This window comes from Rathayibacter sp. VKM Ac-2926, assembly GCF_022815565.1.
In the GTDB taxonomy this organism is placed as follows: Bacteria; Actinomycetota; Actinomycetes; order Actinomycetales; family Microbacteriaceae; genus Rathayibacter; species Rathayibacter festucae.
On the sequence record NZ_JALGRS010000003.1, the window covers coordinates 320,074 to 335,254 of the forward strand.

Consider the following 15,181-nt stretch of genomic DNA (forward strand, 5'->3'; position numbering starts at 1 on the left):
CCGCTGACGTCCGGGCTCTAGCCCAGGCGCCCGTCGAGGTCCTTGACCACGCGGCCGGACTGCAGGACCGCGCGCACCGCCGAGGGATCGCCGAGCGCGGCGATGTCGGCCAGCGGGTTCGCATCGGTCAGCACCAGGTCGGCGAGCTTGCCCGGCTCGACCGAGCCGAGCTGCGCGTCCAGGCCCAGCAGGCGGGCGCCGCCGAGGGTTCCGGCGCTCAGGGCCTCGAGCGGGGTGAGCCCGACGGCGACCAGCTGCGCCAGCTCGGCGAGGTTGCGGCCGTGCGGGTGCACGCCGGCGTCCGTGCCGAGGGCGAGCGGGATGCCCGCCGCGACGGCCCGGCGGACCGAGTCGAGACCGCGCTCGCGCAGGAGCTCGCGCTGCCGGAGCCGCTCGGCGGTCGTCGTCGCCGGGTCGAACGCGCGCACCAGGATGCTCAGGGTCGGCACGAGCGTCGTCCCGCGCTCGCGCATCAGCGCGATCGTCTCGTCGGAGAGGTCGTAGCCGTGCTCGATGCTCGTCGCGCCGCCCAGCACAGCGGCGCGCGCGGCGTCGTCGGAGAGGGCGTGCGCGGTGATCGGCCGGCCGCCGCGCTCGGCGAGCAGCTCCGCGATCAGGGCGACCTGCTTCTCGGTGATGCCGACGTCGCGCGCGTCGTCGTTCGGTGAGCCGAGCCCGCCCGAGGTGGCGACCTTGATCACGTCGGCGCCGGTGCGGACGAGCGTCCTGACCATCCGGACCACGTCCTCGTCGGTGTCCACGAGTCCGGGCGCGGGCATGCCCGGGCGCACGGCCCAGGCCGGCAGGCTGCCGTTGCGGTGGTGCGGATCGGCGTGGCCGCCGGTCGGCGAGAGCATGGCGATCGCGAGGTGCAGGCGCGGGCCGTCGACCGCGCCGCGCGCGACGGCCTCGCGGTAGCCCGGCGAGAGCCCGTCGAGGTCGCGGGCGGTGGTGACGCCGGCGTCGAGCGTGCGGCGCAGGAGCCCGGCGATCTCGAGGACGTCCTCCTCCGGGAAGCGCTCGCGCGCCGCCTCCGGAGCGACCGGCACCATCGCGAGGTGCACGTGGACGTCGACGAAGCCCGGCAGCAGGAACGTGCCGGACACGTCGACCGCGCGACCCTCGAGCGCGGGATCCGCACGGCGCGGCCCCGCGTAGGCGATCACGCCGTCGCGGATCTCCGCCTCGGAGTCCTCGAGCGGAGCGGCGCCGGTCCCGTCGACGAGCGTCGCGCCGACGAGGCGGAGCACGCCCTCGGCGACGGGGGTGGCGGGCAGCCGGGCCGTCATGCGCTCTCCTTCGCGGGGACCGCCGCGGGACCCGACAGGCTGAAGCCGGGCGAGCCCGGGTCGGCGTCGAGCAGGCGGCGGGTGTACCAGTGCTGGGGGTCGGCGTAGATCCGCTCGACCGGGCCGGCCTCGACGACCTCGCCGCGGTAGAGCACCACGACCTCGTCGCTGACGCGCTGGACGACGGCGAGATTGTGCGAGATGAACATCATCGTCAGGCCGAGCGACTCCTTGATCCCGGCCAGCAGATCGAGGATCTGCCCCTGCACCGAGACGTCGAGCGCGGAGGTGATCTCGTCGGCGATCACGAAGGTCGGGTCGATGATCAGCCCGCGGGCGATCGCGACGCGCTGGCGCTGCCCGCCGGAGAACTCGTGCGGGAACCGGTGCCGCATGTCGGCGCTGAGACCGACGCGCTCGAGCCAGGCGACGATCAGCTCCTCGTTCCGGCCGACGCGGGCGCGGACCGGGTCGATCGCCTCGGCGAGGGTCTGCGCGATGGTGCGCCGCGGCGACAGCGAGGAGTAGGGGTCCTGCGGGATCATCTGCGTGCGCCGGCGGTAGGCGTGCATCGCCGCCCGGTTGGCGGCCACGATGTCGACGCCGTCGACGCTCGCCGTGCCGGCCGCCGCGCGGACCGAGCCGACCAGCACCTTCGCGAGGGTCGACTTGCCGGAGCCGGACTCGCCGACCACGCCGACGGTGCGGCCGCGCTCGACCCGCAGGTCGACGCCGTGCAGGACCTTCGCGTGGCCGAAGACCACGTCGAGACCGCGGACGTCGACCATCGCGGAGGACGCGGGGGTTCCGGCGGCCGAAGCGGCGGCGGCGCTCACGAGCGCACCTCCGGCGGCGTCGGCACGGTCACGACCGGCGTCGCGGCGAGCAGCTGCCTCGTGTACGGATGCGTCACGGTCTCCTCCGAGAGATGGGCGATGTCCTCGATCCGCTCGACGATGCGGCCGTCCTTCATCACGAGGACGCGGTCGCAGAGCGCCCGGACGACGCCGAGGTCGTGCGAGATGAAGAGCACGGCGGTGCCGGAGTCCTCGTTCATGCGCTTGAGCACCGAGAGCACCTCGCGCTGCACCGTCACGTCGAGCGCGGTGGTCGGCTCGTCGGCGATCAGCAGGTCGGGCTTCGCGCTCATCGCCGAGGCGATCATCGCGCGCTGCTTCATGCCGCCGGAGAGCTGGTGCGGGTACTGCCGCAGGCGCCCCTCCGGATCGGAGAGCATCACCGAGCGGAAGCCGCGCAGGAGCAGGTCGAGCGCGTCGCGGCGGGAGTGGCGCAGGCGGATCCGCAGCACGTCGGACAGCTGGGTGCCGAGGACCATGGCGGGGTTCAGCGCGGTGCCCGGGTCCTGGTAGATCAGCCCGATCTTCGCGGCGAGCACCCGGTCCGGGACGGGGCCGAGCAGGTCGGTGCCGCCGAGCTCGAGCCGGCGCGCGGACGCCTCGAGGCCCTCGCCGAGCAGCTTCGCGACCACGGACGCCGTCAGCGACTTGCCCGAGCCGGACTCGCCGACGATGCCGAGCACCTCGCCGCGGCGGATGGTGAAGGAGAGGTCGGAGACGAGCTCGCGGCCGGTCGCGCCGTGGCGGACCGTGATGCCGTCGGCGACGAGCACGGCGTCGGCGGGGGCGGGCGCGGCGGTCGAGGAGCCGGTGGCCCTCGTCATCCGGGCCCGCGTCGTGTTCGAGCGCGGGTTCGCCGCCGCCGCCAGCCCGTCGCCGACCAGCAGCGCCGCGAAGGAGGCGACCGTGAGCGCGAGCGCCGGGCCGAGGATGACGACGGGGTTCACCGAGATCCGGCTCAGCCCGTCGTTGAGCAGCGTGCCCCAGTCGAAGGCGGGCGTCTGGGCGCCGAGGCCGATGAAGGAGAGGCCCGAGATCTCGACGAGCGCGCCGGAGAAGGCGCCGGCGACGAGGATCAGCGTCGGCTCGGCCATGTTCGGCAGCACGTGCCGCAGCGCGACGAGGTGCGTCGGCACTCCGGTCAGCCGGGCGGTCGTGACGTACTCGCTCGCCGCGATCTTGGAGGCGAGGTTGGCCGTGAGCCGCGCGAAGCCGGCGATGTTGGCGACCGCGATGGCGACCACCACCTGGACGACGCCCTGACCGAGGATGGCGGCGACGATGATCGCGACGAGCATCGTCGGGTAGCTGACGGCCAGCTCGATCGCGCGCAGCCCGAGCTCGCGGACCCGGCGCGGCGCGAGCCAGACGCCGATGCCGACCGCGATGCCGACGATCGCGGAGAGCACGGTCGCGGCGAGCGCCATCAGCACGGTCGAGCGGGTGGCGACGAGGGTGCGGGCGAGCATGTCGCGGCCGAGGGTGTCGGTGCCGAGCGGGTGCTCGGCGGTCGAGCCGAGGCTGGGGCTGCCGCCGAGGCCGGTCGCCTGGCCCTCGAGCGCGATCGGGGCGATCAGCGCGGTGAGGGCGATCACGCCGAGCAGGCCGAGCCCGATCACGAGCCCGGGGTTCCAGGCGAAGGTGCGCGCGCCGGCGGGCTTCAGTCCGCGGACGGCGGGGAGGGACTCAGCCACGCTGCTCTCCGAGGGTGCGCGGGTCGATCAGACCCAGGATGACGTCGATCACGAGGGTGATCACGAGGGAGATGAGCCCGATCACGAAGACGGCCGCCCGGATCACCGGGTAGTCCTTGTCGATCGCGATCGCCTGGACGATCACGCCGCCGAGGCCGGGCCAGGCGAAGACCGCCTCGGTGATCAGCGCCGAGCCGAGCAGGGCGGTGAGGATGATGCCCGAGAGCGTCAGCGCCGTGGTGAGCAGGTTGGGCAGCATGTGCTTGGCGTAGAGGGTGAGCGCGGGCAGCCGCCAGCCGCGGGCGGTGCGCATGTAGTCCTGCTCGAGGATCACCGCGGTCTCGCGGCGAACGATCCTCGCGACGGAGCAGGTGCCGCCGACGGTGAGCGAGGCGATCGGCAGGATCGCGGCGGTGCCGAAGTCGTAGGCCGGCGAGTACGCGGGCGGCAGCACCTTCAGCAGCACCGCGAAGACGACGACGAAGCCGGTCGCCAGCACGTAGGTGGGGACCGAGGAGATCAGCCCGGTGACGGTGCTGAACACGGCGTCGAGCCAGCGGCGGCGGTCGCCGCGGGTCGCGACTCCGACCGCCATGCCGAGCGCGATGCCGAGCACGAGCAGGAGCAGCACCGCGGAGATCGTGATGGTCAGCGTGTACGGGACGGCCGTCATCACGAGGTCCATCGCGGGGATCTTGTAGCGGTAGGAGGCGCCGAAGTCGCCCTGCAGCACGCCGACGAGGTAGGTCCAGAGCTGCGCGGGCAGCGGCTGGTCGAGCCCGAGCTGGGTGCGGACCAGCTCGACCTGGTCGAGCGAGGCCGCCTCCCCCGCGATGGCGATCGCCGGGTCGCCGGGGATGAGCTGCACGATCAGGAAGGTGACCAGCACGAGCAGCGCGAGGTTGACGAGCAGGCCGAGGGCCCGGCGGAGGAGGAACCTCCGCCAGGCCCCGCCGAGGGTGCCGGCGCGGACGGCGCCCGGGCCGGGGCCCGGGCCGGCCGCGCCGGACGACGCAAGGGTGGTGGCGGTCGTGGTGCTCATCGCGTCGTCTCCTCGTGTCGTCCGGCTCGGTGGGCTGCTCAGTGGATCAGGGCGTCAGCGGATCAGGACAGGATCCGCATGGCCGAGATGTCCCAGTAGCCCGAGAACACCGAGGTGGCGAAGCCGGAGCGGGCCACGTAGCGGTGCGTGTCGGTGATCAGCGGCGTCATGTCGACGCGCTCGAGGATCGTCTTCTGGGCGGCGAGCAGGTTCTCGCACTGCGTCTCGGTGTCCGAGGCGGCCATCGCGGCCTCGTAGTAGGCGACGCCCTCGGGGTTGTCGCTGGAGGAGACGTTCGTGCCGCCGTCGGCGTAGGTCGGGCCGAGGTAGCGGGCGATCGTGGTGTGGATGAGGCCGGGGCCGGCGTTCTCCGCGGCGATCGCGACGTCCCAGGTGGCGGGCTCGGTGCGCATGGCCTTCGACCAGTCGGCCGGGTCGAGCGCCGAGACGGTGACGGTGGCGCCCGCGGCGCGGAGCGACTCGGCCAGGTAGTCGGCGGCCGGGTCCCAGTTCGACATCATCAGCAGGCGGATCGACTGACCGGTGAGCTCGGGCGTCGCGGCGGCAGGGTCGTACTTCTGCACGAGCGACTCGTCGTCCAGCGCGCAGCGGTAGCTCGCCGCGTTGACGGTGTACTGCGGCACGCCGAGGCCGTCGAGGCCGGCGGAGTTGAAGCCCTGGGTGTCGATCGCCTGGGCGACGGCGGCGCGGAGGTCCTCCTTGCCCTCGAAGATCGAGCCGGAGCCGGGGGCCTCGTTGAAGACGAGGTTGTAGGCCGAGCTGGCGAAGGTGACGGTCGTGTAGGCCGGGTCGTCCTCGAAGCGCAGCGCGTTGGAGTCGTAGAAGCGGGCCAGGTCGACGCCGCCGGACTCGAGCAGATTGGCGCTCGTGTTGGAGTCGGACTGCACGGTGAGGTTGATCGTCTTCGCGGGCTCGCCCTCGACGTCCTGCCAGTCGGGCCAGGCGTCGTAGTCGTCGCGCAGCGTGTAGGCGGCGCTGACGCCGGCCGACAGGTTCGAGAGCATGTACGGGCCGGACCAGGCGCCGTCGACGGTGCCCGCGGCGAGGCCCTCGGTGTCGGCGAGGCCGGCGGGGCAGATGATGCCGGTGCCGGGGCGGGTGACGCCGCCGAGCAGCTGCGAGTAGGGCTGGCTGAGCGAGATCGTCAGCGTGCCGGCCGCGTCGTCGGGGGTGAAGGTCGCGTCGCCGGAGCCGAAGGCCTGGTTCTTCCAGGTCAGCGCGCCCGAGTCGTCGAGGCCGGTGAGGTACGTGAAGGAGTCGGCGACGACGGTCGGCGTGATCGCGGTGCCGTCGGCGCAGGTGGCGTCGTCGCGGAGGGTGAACGTGTACTCGGAGGCCGAGACGGCGTTCCACTCGGTGGCGAGGCCGCCGATGTAGCCCTCGGTCTCGCCCTGGCGGAGCAGGGTGTCGAAGCCGAGGCGCGCGACGGTCACGTCGGCGTCGGCGGAGGCCTTCGCGGGGTCGAAGGTGGACGGCGCGTACCAGAGCTCCGCGTTGATGGTGTCGGTGGTGCCGGCGGTGCCGGTGGCGCTCTGCGGGGCGCTGGTGGTCCCGCAGGCGGTGAGCGCGAGGCTCGCGACGGCCGCCAGTGCGACGCCGGCGAGCAAGCTCTTCCTGACCATGGTGCTGTCCTCCAAGGGGTACGGGTGGTGCATCGGGGGCGGGGCGGAGTTGCTCGGGGGGCCGCTCAACTTGGATCCAATCTAAGGCAATGCGGATCCCATTGTGTTTCGTCGGGATTACATCTGGTTGGCGTCCTCCGCCGCGTGCCCGTGCACCGTCCGCCCGCCGACCACCGTGCGCAGCACGCGCGCCCCGGCGAACTCCTCCGCCGAGCACTCCCCCGGGTCGACCGAGAACAGCACCAGGTCGGCGAGGAAGCCGGGGCGGAGCATCCCGCGGCGGTCCTCCGCGAAGGCCGCGTGCGCCGCGCCTAGGGTGTAGCCCTCGACGGCCTCGAGCACCGTGAGCGCCTGCTCCGGACCGAGCGGGTCGGGCAGGCGGCGCATCCGACGGCTCACCGCGGTCGCGACCACCCGCCGCGGGTCGAACGGGAAGTAGGGGGCGTCGGAGCCGAGCGCGATCACGGCGCCGGAGTCGCGCCAGTCGCGCATCGGGTTCACCGGGTCGGCCCGCGCGCCGAGCCGGGCGGTCAGTCCGGCCGCGTTGCTCCAGGCGATCGAGGGCTGCAGCGAGGCGACGACGCCGAGCCGGGCCGCGCGCTCGCGGCTCTCGGCGGACGGCTCGAGGTAGGCGTGGATCAGCTGGCAGCGCAGGGCGGCGATCCGCTCGGGCGGGCCCGCCGCCTCGAGGGCGTCGAGCACCTCGGCGACCGCGCGGCTGCCGACCGCGTGCACGCCCAGGCCCCAGCCGCGCTGGACGCACTCCGCGGCGAGCCGCGCGAACTCGGCCGTCGCGATCCGCTGCACGCCGTGGCTTCCGCCGGGCCAGGGCTGCTCGAGGAGAGCCTGGCCCTTCATCCCCTCGCCGTCGTAGTAGACCTTGATCGGGCCGAGGCGGAGCAGCTCGTCGCCGTCGCCGGTCGTGCCGCCGACGGTGCCGAGCAGGGCGAGCGCCTCGTCGACGCCCGGGACTCTGGCGGTGACGAGCTCGGGGTAGGGCATGGCGACGACGCGCAGCGACAGCTCACCACGCTCGTGCGCCGCGCGGTAGGCGGCGAGCTCGTCGAGTGTGACGGCGGGGTCGATGACGCCGGTGAAGCCCAGCTCGTGCAGCAGCGGCTGGATGCGCAGGAGGGCCGCGCGGCGGTCCGCGGGGGTGGGCGGGGTGTCGCCGAGCCAGTCCGGGGCGTCCGGATCGGCGTCCGCGTCGGCGAGCATCGCGGCCGAGAACGCGTCGGCGCCGGCGCCCGCGTCGAGCAGCTGCAGGGCCTTCAGGCCCGCGCGCTGGGCGTGCGAGTGCGCGTCGATGAAGCCGGGGAGGAGGGTGCCGTCGAGGTGCTCCTCGGGGGTGCCTGCGGGGGCTGCGGCGCGGACGTCTGCGAGGGTGCCGACCGCGGCGATCCGGTCGCCGTCGATCAGGAGCGCCTCGGCGAGCGGGTTCTCGGGGTCCATGGTGCGGACGCGGGCGACGAGGAGGCGGGGCGCCGCTGTCCCCTGGGTGTCCGGCATCGTGCGGGGCTCAGGCATCGGTGCTCTCCCGGCGGTCGAGCCAGTCGTGCACGTCGGCGGCGGTGACGAGCGCGTCGCGCTGGAGGTACTCGATCGCCTCCAGGGTGGCGGCGTGCGCGCGCTCGCTCGAGCCGGCGACGCAGTCGGTGAGCACCCGGACGGCGTAGTCGTGCTGGTGCGCGTCCGCCGCCGTGTAGTGGATGCAGACGTCGGTGAGGCCGCCGACCAGCAGCAGCGTGCCGGCGCGGTAGGCCTTCAGGACGATCTCGAGCTCGGTGCCGAAGAAGGCGGAGTAGCGGCGCTTGCGGATCACGAACTCCTCGGGCCGCGGCTCGAGCCAGGACGCCAGCTCGGTGCCCGGGTCGCCCTCGAGGCAGTGCGGACCCTCGGCGCCGTCGAGCTCGCGGCCGATGTCGATCAGGTCGGGCTTGTGCACCTCCTGCACGAAGACGACCGGCACGCCGGCACTGCGGCAGTGCGCGATCAGGTCGCGCACCCGGGGCGTGCGCTCCGCCCGGCCGCTCATCACGGGGATGCCGGGGGTCGGCAGGTCCGAGGCGGCCCCGCCCTGGATGTCGACGACGAGGAGGACGGGAGTGCCGGAGACGGCGAGCATGCGGGTGGATCCTTCCGGGTGGTGCGCGGGTCGGGTGAGGTGCCCCCACGACCCCGGCGGCGCGAGGGCCGAGGCCCGTCGTCCGCCCGGCAAGTCTGGCCAGGCGATCGTTCGGGCGGGGGTCGGCCGTGTTTCCCCGGGGTAAAACCTCGGGATGCTCGGCTTGTGGAGGAGAGTCGGCTCCTCCGGTGCGCAGAAGTTGTCGTACCCGCGCGCCCAGTACGACAACTTCTGGAGAGCGGCGGTGGCAGCGCAGGGCCCGGCGGATCCACTGCGCAGAAGTTGTCGTAGCGGGTGGGCGAGTACGACAACTTCTGCGGAGTGGAGGGGGCGGCCGTCAGACCGGGCGGGCCGCGCGGCGGCGGCGGTGCGGGAGCAGGGCGGCGACGGGGACCGGGGCGAAGGCGTCGGCGACGGCGACCCAGACGGTCGCGTCGGGGGCGTGGTCGCCGAGGAGCTCGGCGCAGACGCCGCAGGGCTCGATGAGGTGGCGGGAGCCGGCCGGGCGCTGCAGCACTCCGACGATCGAGACGACCGGGGAGCCGGCGACGACCGCGGCGCTCAGGGCGGCGGACTCGGCGCAGACGGAGGCCCGGCCGGCGCTCGCCTCGACGTGCAGGCCGGTCACGATCCGCCCGTCGGCGAGCCGGAGGGCGGCCGCGACCTCGTGGACGCCGGTCCGGTAGCGCGCGTCGAGGATCGCCGAGGCCACCTCGAGCAGCTCGCGGTCCGGCGCGGACATCCCCGCGGGAGGCCCGTCGAGCACCGGCCGATCGAGCACCGGGCTCTCCGGCGCCGAAGGCCCCGACTCCGCCCCCTCGGTCACGACCAGCCCAGGATCCGCGCCATGTTGCCGCCCTCGACCAGCGCGCGGTCGGCCTCGTCGGGGATGGCCTTCGCGATCTTCATCCGCTCGAGGTCGAAGTCGCTGCCCGGCCACTCCGAGCCGAGCAGGATCTTCTCGGCACCGAGCCGGGCGTAGGCGCGCTTGACGTCGGACATCAGCGTCGCCGAGGTCTCGAGGTAGACGTGCGGGTTGCGCTCGGCGACGATGATCGCCTCGGGCACGTTCCAGACCGCGCCCATGTGGGCGATGATCGTCGGAACTCCAGGGAAGCCCTTGGCGATCTCCTCGATCGCGAACGGTGCGCAGAACGCGTCGTCGAGCGCGTTGATCAGCACGGGCAGGCCGAGCTCGTCGCAGACCGCGAACAGCGGGTCGAGCAGCCCGTGATCGGCGACGTGGTAGCCGTGCAGGCTGGGGTGCAGCTTGAGTCCGACCAGACCGGCGTCGGCGAAGCGGCGGATCTCGTCGGTCGCGTTCTCCCACTGCGGCATGACCTGGCCGAAGCCGAACAGGCGGTCGGGGTGCGCCTTCACGAGGTCGATCAGGAAGTCGTTCTCGATGCCCTGCGCGAGGGAGCAGACCATCGCGCGGTCGACACCGGCGGCGTCCATCCGGTCGAGGATGCGCTTGGGGTCGAACGGGGTGTAGGCCGGGGGCTGCTCGCCGGGGCGGACCCCGCTGAGGTAGTCGCTGCGGCCTCGGCGGTCCTGCGTGGTGTTGTACGCGTCGATGATCATGCGGTGTCTCCTTCTTCCGGTGTGGTGCGGGTGGGGTGTCGTTCGGGGGCGGGGCGGGCTGCTCAGCCGACCGCGGCCATCGCGCCCATGGCGACGAGCGCGGCGAGGGAGGCGAGCCTCCGGGCGGTGTCGAGTCGGCCGGGGCGGCCAGCGAGGGCGATGCGGAGCGTGCACGTCGCGTAGACGGCGACGGCGGCGCCGAGTGGCAGGGCGAGTCCGCCGCCGTGCGCGTGCCCGGCGCCTGCGAGAGCACCCGCGGTGGGCGCGGCATCGGCGAGGAGCACGAGGACGGCGGCGAGCAGCATCCCGACGGCGTGCAGCGCGTCGGCACCGTGCCGCCGCACTCCCCGACCTCGGCGCACCCGGTCGACGAGGGCGGCGACGAGCGCGCAGCCCGCGAGCAGCGCGGACCAGAGCGGCGCGGGCAGGAGGTGCAGGGCGGGCAGGTGCACGTCGAGCATCGCGGCGAGCATGGCCGCCTCGGCGACGAGCCAGCCGCGGCCCACTCCCCGCCAGCCGGCGAGACCGAGCGCGAGGGAGCTGGCGGCGCCCGCGAGCATCACGACCAGCAGCACGTCCACGCCGGCCTCCTGACCTCGATCGGTCACCACGGGGGGCAACATTGGATCCAATCTAGGGCTGCGCGGATCCATGGGTCAAGCCGGACGCGGGAGTGGGCTCGCCGTTCGACGACACCGACCCTCGCGTGGGATCCAATGCCTGCCATGATTGGATCCCGGCCGACCTGGCCGCTGATCGGAGGGGATCATCGTGACGACCCAGGGCGACAACGCACTCGTGGACGATCTGGCCGCCCGCATCCGGGCGAAGATCATGTCCGGCGAGATCCCGATCGGCGCCCCGCTGCGCCAGGCCGAGCTCGCGACGCAGTTCGGCATCAGCCGCACCCCGGTCCGCGAGGCGCTGCGCCAGCTGCAGACCGGCGGGCTGATCGAGGTCGTCCCCAACCGCGGCGCCGTCGTCCGCGTGCCGGTGCCGTGGGAGGTGCGCGAGGCCTACGAGGTGCGCGCCGAGCTGGAGTCGCTGGCCGCCCGCCGCGCGGTCGACCGCCTGGACGATGCGACGATCGCCGAGCTCCGCTCCGTCAACACGGCCATGTACGAGCGCTCGCTCGCCGTCGCCGCCGGCACCGCCGCCGAGCGCGACGGCAGCGCCAACGACCAGTTCCACGGGCTGATCTACCAGGCCTCGGGCAACACCCGCCTCAGCCGGATGCTGATCGAGATCAACGACGCCTTCCCCCGCAACGTCTCGGGCCTGGTCCTCCGCGAGAACTCGCGCCACCGCGAGGAGAACTTCCGCGAGCACGAGCAGATCGTCGAGGCCTTCGTCGCCGGCGACCGCGAGCGCGCCGCCGCGATCATGCGCGAGCACGTCCTCCGCGCCGGCGAGCACCTCGCGCACTGGTACGAGCGCCGCTCCTCGACGGTGTTCACGGGCTGAGGGGCGGAGTCGGCCGCACAACATCAGCTGAGAAGGGTGGGCCTCCTCCCACAGAGGAGGCCGGGTGCTCTCAGCTGATGTTGTGCGGCGGAGTCAGCTCCGCGGCACCGTCGAGGCGCGGATCAGCAGCTCCGTCGGCAGCAGCGTCGCCCGCGGGACGTCGTCGCCGGCCAGCAGCCGCACCAGGACCTCCGCCATCGCGTCGCCGAGGCCGGCGGCCGGCTGGCGGACGGTCGTGATCGGCGGCTCGGCCGCCTCCGAGGAGTAGTCGCCGTCGAAGCCGGCGAGCGCCACGTCGCCCGGCACGCTCAAGCCGCGCTCGCGCAGCACCGCCAGGGCGCCGGAGGCCATCTGGTCGTTGGAGGCGAACACCGCGTCGATCGGGCGGCCGGAGTCGAGCAGGCGCCGCATCGCCTCGGCCCCGTCCCGCGGCGAGTAGTCGCCGATCTCGACGAGCGAGGCGTCCAGGCCGGCCGCCTCGACGGTGGCGCGCCACCCCGCCAGCCGGTCGATCGCGCCGGGCATGTCCTGGCGGCTCGCGATCATCGCCGGGGCGCGCCTCCCGAGACCCAGCAGGTGCTCGGTGACCTGCCGCGCCGCTCCGACGTTGTCGACGTCGACGAAGTGACTGTCGTGGTCGTCGAGGCTGAGCGGCCGGCCGCCGAAGACGAGGGGCACGCTCGCGCCGATCCGGGCGTAGGAGTGGTCGCCGCTGTGGTGCGACACCACGAGGGCGCCGTCGACGTTGCCGCCGAGGAGGTAGCGGCGGGTCTTGTCGGGCGTCGCCTCGGAGGCGATGACGATGTTGAGCATGTAGTCGGTCGCGGCGAGGCGGGTGGCGGCGCCCTGCACGACGGCGGCGAGGAACGGGTCGCCGAAGACCTTGCCGATCGACTCGGGCACGAGCAGGGCGAGGACCTGGGTCCGCCGGCTGGCGAGCGAGCGGGCCGCGCGGTTGGGCACGTAGCCGAGCTTCTCGATCGCGAGGCGGACGGCGGCCTGCGCCTCGGCCTTCACCTTCGGTGAGTCGTTGACGACCCGGCTGACCGTCGCCCGGGACACTCCGGCGAGCGCGGCGACAGCCTCGAGCGTGGGTGCGGCCGGTGCGGTGTCGTGACTCATGCGTGCCTCTCGAGCGGTGGACCCCCGGGCCCGAGAGTAGCCGAGCGGGCGGGTGCCCTTCGAGACACCTCCGGGGGTCCGCTCGCACTACGGCCATAGTGGGCTTCCCCTGCTGATCGAGCGGGCCGTGCGGCGGGCTTCCCCTGCTGATCGAGTAGGCCGCGCAGCGGACGTATCGAGATCCACCATCGCCGGAAGTCGAGTCTGCAGACCCGCCCTGCTGAGGACGGCGGGTCTCGATACGCCCCTCCGGGGCTACTCGACCAGCATGGACGGCGGCCGGTCCATGCTGATCGAGTAGCCCGCGCAGCGGGCGTATCGAGATCCACCATCGCGCTGAGCGCCCGCGGTCAGCCCTTGACCGCGCCGCCCATGATGCCGGCGATCAGCTGCTTGCCCGCGAGCACGAACAGCACGAGCAGCGGGATGATCGACAGCACCGCGCCGGCCAGCACGATCGAGTAGTCGACGTAGTAGCCCGACTGCAGCTGCGACAGCGCGGTCTGCAGCGTCGGGTTGGTCGGGCTCAGCACGATCAGCGGCCAGAGGAAGTCGGTCCACGCCATCATGAACGTGAACAGCGCGAGGATCGCCATCGCCGGACGCGCGGCCGGCACCGCGACGGTCAGGAAGGTCCGGAACTGGTTCGCTCCGTCGACCCGCGCCGCCTCGATCAGCTCGTCCGGGATCACGTCCACCAGGTACTGCCGCATGAAGAACACGCCGAACGCGGTGACCAGCGTCGGCACGATCACGGCGCCGAGGGTCCCGGTCCAGCCGAGCTGCCGCATCAGGATGAACAGCGGGATGATGCCCAGCTGGGTCGGGATCGCCATCGTCGCGATCACGGTGATCATCAGCCCGTCCCGCCCGCGGAAGCGCAGCTTCGCGAAGGCGTAGCCGGCCAGGGTCGAGAACGACACGACCGAGAGCGTGATGACGCCCGAGACGACCACGCTGTTCAGCAGCGCCGTCCAGAACGGGATCGCCGTGAACACCTGCGCCGCATTGGCGAGGAAGTTGCCGCCCGGGATCAGCGGCAGCGTCTCGCCGCGGGTCGCGTTGCTCCCGCTGGCCACCACGAACGACCACCAGAGCGGGTAGGTCGAGCCGAGGATGAAGGCGCTGAGCAGGCCGTAGGTGAGGAAGCCGGGTCGGTCGACACGGCCGGCGCCGGAGAAGCGCGGGCGCCGGGCGCGACGCTCGGGCTCGGCCGCGACTGGCGCAACGGCGGGAGCGGTGGGAATCGTCGCGGTCATCGGTCGCTCACCTTCTGCGCCGGTCGGCGCGTGCGCGTTCTCACGCGGTTCTCGACGGAGGCGATCCGCCGCGAGATCGCGAAGTTCACCAGTCCGATCAGCACGATCAGGAGGAAGAGCAGCCAGGCGACCGCCGCCGCCTCGCCGAAGTTCTGCCGGAAGAACGCCATCTCCCAGAGGTAGAGGACCGTCGTCTGGAACTGGCGGTCCGAGCCGCCGATGCCGCCGGCGTTCGAGACGTCGAACAGGCGCGGCTCGGCGAAGATCTGCAGCCCGCCGATCGTGGCCGTGATGATCACGAAGATCAGGGTCGGCCGGATGCTCGGGATGGTGATCGAGGTGAAGCGGCGGAACGAGCCCGCTCCGTCGAGCGCGGCCGACTCGTGCAGATCGCGCGGCACGGCCTGCATCGCGGCGAGCAGGATGAGCGCGTTGTAGCCGGTCCAGCGCCAGTTGACCATCGAGGCGATCGCGATGTGGCTGGCGAGGCGGTCGTTGGTCCAGTCGATCGGGGCGATGCCGACCAGGCCGAGCAGATTGTTCGCCAGGCCCTCCTGGTCGCCGAAGATGCTCGAGAAGATCAGCGCCACGGCGACGGGCGAGACGACGTAGGGCAGCAGCACGCTCATCCGCCAGAAGGTGCGGGCGCGCAGCGACTGATCGAGCACCGCCGCGAGCACTAGCGCGACGGCGAGCTGCGGAATGGTGGAGAGCAGGAAGATGCTCAGCGTGTTGCCGATCGAGTTCCAGAAGAAGCGGTCGCCGAGCACCGCCGCGAAGTTGCCGAGGCCGACGAAGTCGCCCTGACCTTGCAGCAGCTGCCAGTCGTAGAGCGAGACCACCAGCGTGTAGACGAGGGGGAAGGCTCCCGTGATCGCGAACAGCAGGAAGAACGGCGAGATGTAGAGGTAGGGCGACGCCTTGACGTCGAAGCGGCTCATCCGCTGCTTGGCCGTCAGCGGCAGGCGGGGCGCGGGGCGGCGGCCGGGAGGCGGCGCGGCCGACGCGGTCGGCGGGGTCAGGGTGCTCGTCATGGGTCGCTCTCGTCGGTCGCTCTCGTGGGGGGACTCGTTCGTGGGACGCGTCGCGGGACTCGTCATAA

General features: G+C 73.0%; 14 protein-coding genes. 1 reads left to right on the forward strand and 13 read right to left on the reverse strand.

Translation table 11 applies throughout. From position 1 onward, the window contains the following. Window positions 1-17: 17 nt before the first annotated feature. The 10 genes from MT351_RS05905 to MT351_RS05950 form a co-directional block, all read right to left on the reverse strand. Complete coding sequence (locus tag MT351_RS05905) at window positions 18-1,289, reverse strand: amidohydrolase family protein (protein WP_243581551.1); 1,272 nt, start codon at window positions 1,287-1,289, stop codon at window positions 18-20. Further along, a complete protein-coding gene (locus MT351_RS05910) occupies window positions 1,286-2,125 on the reverse strand; it encodes an ABC transporter ATP-binding protein (protein ID WP_243581553.1) in 840 nt (279 codons plus the stop codon). Before MT351_RS05910 ends, MT351_RS05905 begins: the two co-directional genes overlap by 4 nt. Beyond that, complete coding sequence (locus MT351_RS05915; protein ID WP_243581554.1) at window positions 2,122-3,840, reverse strand: dipeptide/oligopeptide/nickel ABC transporter permease/ATP-binding protein; 1,719 nt, start codon at window positions 3,838-3,840, stop codon at window positions 2,122-2,124. Before MT351_RS05915 ends, MT351_RS05910 begins: the two co-directional genes overlap by 4 nt. Next, window positions 3,833-4,882, reverse strand: a complete 1,050-nt coding sequence (locus tag MT351_RS05920) for an ABC transporter permease (protein ID WP_132435421.1) — start codon at window positions 4,880-4,882, stop codon at window positions 3,833-3,835. Before MT351_RS05920 ends, MT351_RS05915 begins: the two co-directional genes overlap by 8 nt. 62 nt (window positions 4,883-4,944) lie before the next feature. After that, window positions 4,945-6,525, reverse strand: a complete 1,581-nt coding sequence (locus MT351_RS05925) for an ABC transporter substrate-binding protein (RefSeq protein ID WP_243581556.1) — start codon at window positions 6,523-6,525, stop codon at window positions 4,945-4,947. 117 nt (window positions 6,526-6,642) lie between these two features. Continuing rightward, window positions 6,643-8,052, reverse strand: a complete 1,410-nt coding sequence (locus tag MT351_RS05930) for an amidohydrolase (RefSeq protein ID WP_243581557.1) — start codon at window positions 8,050-8,052, stop codon at window positions 6,643-6,645. Beyond that, window positions 8,045-8,650 carry a cysteine hydrolase family protein gene (locus MT351_RS05935; RefSeq protein ID WP_123734514.1) on the reverse strand — a complete coding sequence of 202 codons (606 nt, stop codon included), beginning with the start codon at window positions 8,648-8,650 and terminating at the stop codon, window positions 8,045-8,047. The genes MT351_RS05930 and MT351_RS05935 overlap by 8 nt, the downstream gene beginning before the upstream one ends. 337 nt (window positions 8,651-8,987) lie before the next feature. Next, a complete protein-coding gene (locus MT351_RS05940) occupies window positions 8,988-9,431 on the reverse strand; it encodes a hypothetical protein (protein ID WP_207905689.1) in 444 nt (147 codons plus the stop codon). Window positions 9,432-9,472: 41 nt separating this feature from the next. After that, window positions 9,473-10,234, reverse strand: coding sequence for an amidohydrolase family protein (locus tag MT351_RS05945; RefSeq protein WP_123447441.1), 762 nt, complete (start codon window positions 10,232-10,234; stop codon window positions 9,473-9,475). A gap of 62 nt (window positions 10,235-10,296) precedes the next feature. Then, a complete protein-coding gene (locus MT351_RS05950) occupies window positions 10,297-10,845 on the reverse strand; it encodes a hypothetical protein (RefSeq protein WP_132435424.1) in 549 nt (182 codons plus the stop codon). Window positions 10,846-11,005: 160 nt separating this feature from the next. Between MT351_RS05950 and MT351_RS05955 the strand changes: the two genes are divergently transcribed. Beyond that, window positions 11,006-11,698: a GntR family transcriptional regulator gene (locus MT351_RS05955; protein ID WP_207901612.1), complete on the forward strand. Its 693-nt coding sequence runs from the start codon at window positions 11,006-11,008 to the stop codon at window positions 11,696-11,698. A gap of 93 nt (window positions 11,699-11,791) precedes the next feature. Here MT351_RS05955 and MT351_RS05960 read toward each other — a convergent pair whose 3' ends face one another. From MT351_RS05960 to MT351_RS05970, 3 genes are all read right to left on the reverse strand, one after another. Beyond that, window positions 11,792-12,820 carry a LacI family DNA-binding transcriptional regulator gene (locus tag MT351_RS05960; RefSeq protein WP_123705885.1) on the reverse strand — a complete coding sequence of 343 codons (1,029 nt, stop codon included), beginning with the start codon at window positions 12,818-12,820 and terminating at the stop codon, window positions 11,792-11,794. Between the two features lie 350 nt (window positions 12,821-13,170). Then, a complete protein-coding gene (locus MT351_RS05965; protein ID WP_243581559.1) occupies window positions 13,171-14,079 on the reverse strand; it encodes a carbohydrate ABC transporter permease in 909 nt (302 codons plus the stop codon). Then, the gene (locus tag MT351_RS05970; RefSeq protein WP_123731616.1) at window positions 14,076-15,113 is read right to left on the reverse strand and encodes a carbohydrate ABC transporter permease; all 1,038 of its coding nucleotides are present in this window, start codon (window positions 15,111-15,113) and stop codon (window positions 14,076-14,078) included. The genes MT351_RS05965 and MT351_RS05970 overlap by 4 nt, the downstream gene beginning before the upstream one ends. Between the last annotated feature and the right edge of the window lie 68 nt (window positions 15,114-15,181).

Excerpts from the sequence above, each read along its gene's own strand:
- MT351_RS05905 (WP_243581551.1), bottom strand. The coding sequence starts at position 1,289 with ATGACGGCCCGGCTGCCCGCCACCCCCGTCGCCGAGGGCGTGCTCCGC.
- MT351_RS05920 (WP_132435421.1), bottom strand. The coding sequence starts at position 4,882 with ATGAGCACCACGACCGCCACCACCCTTGCGTCGTCCGGCGCGGCCGGC.
- MT351_RS05925 (WP_243581556.1), bottom strand. The coding sequence starts at position 6,525 with ATGGTCAGGAAGAGCTTGCTCGCCGGCGTCGCACTGGCGGCCGTCGCG.
- MT351_RS05930 (WP_243581557.1), bottom strand. The coding sequence starts at position 8,052 with ATGCCTGAGCCCCGCACGATGCCGGACACCCAGGGGACAGCGGCGCCC.
- MT351_RS05935 (WP_123734514.1), bottom strand. The coding sequence starts at position 8,650 with ATGCTCGCCGTCTCCGGCACTCCCGTCCTCCTCGTCGTCGACATCCAG.
- MT351_RS05945 (WP_123447441.1), bottom strand. The coding sequence starts at position 10,234 with ATGATCATCGACGCGTACAACACCACGCAGGACCGCCGAGGCCGCAGC.
- MT351_RS05960 (WP_123705885.1), bottom strand. The coding sequence starts at position 12,820 with ATGAGTCACGACACCGCACCGGCCGCACCCACGCTCGAGGCTGTCGCC.
- MT351_RS05965 (WP_243581559.1), bottom strand. The coding sequence starts at position 14,079 with ATGACCGCGACGATTCCCACCGCTCCCGCCGTTGCGCCAGTCGCGGCC.
- MT351_RS05970 (WP_123731616.1), bottom strand. The coding sequence starts at position 15,113 with ATGACGAGCACCCTGACCCCGCCGACCGCGTCGGCCGCGCCGCCTCCC.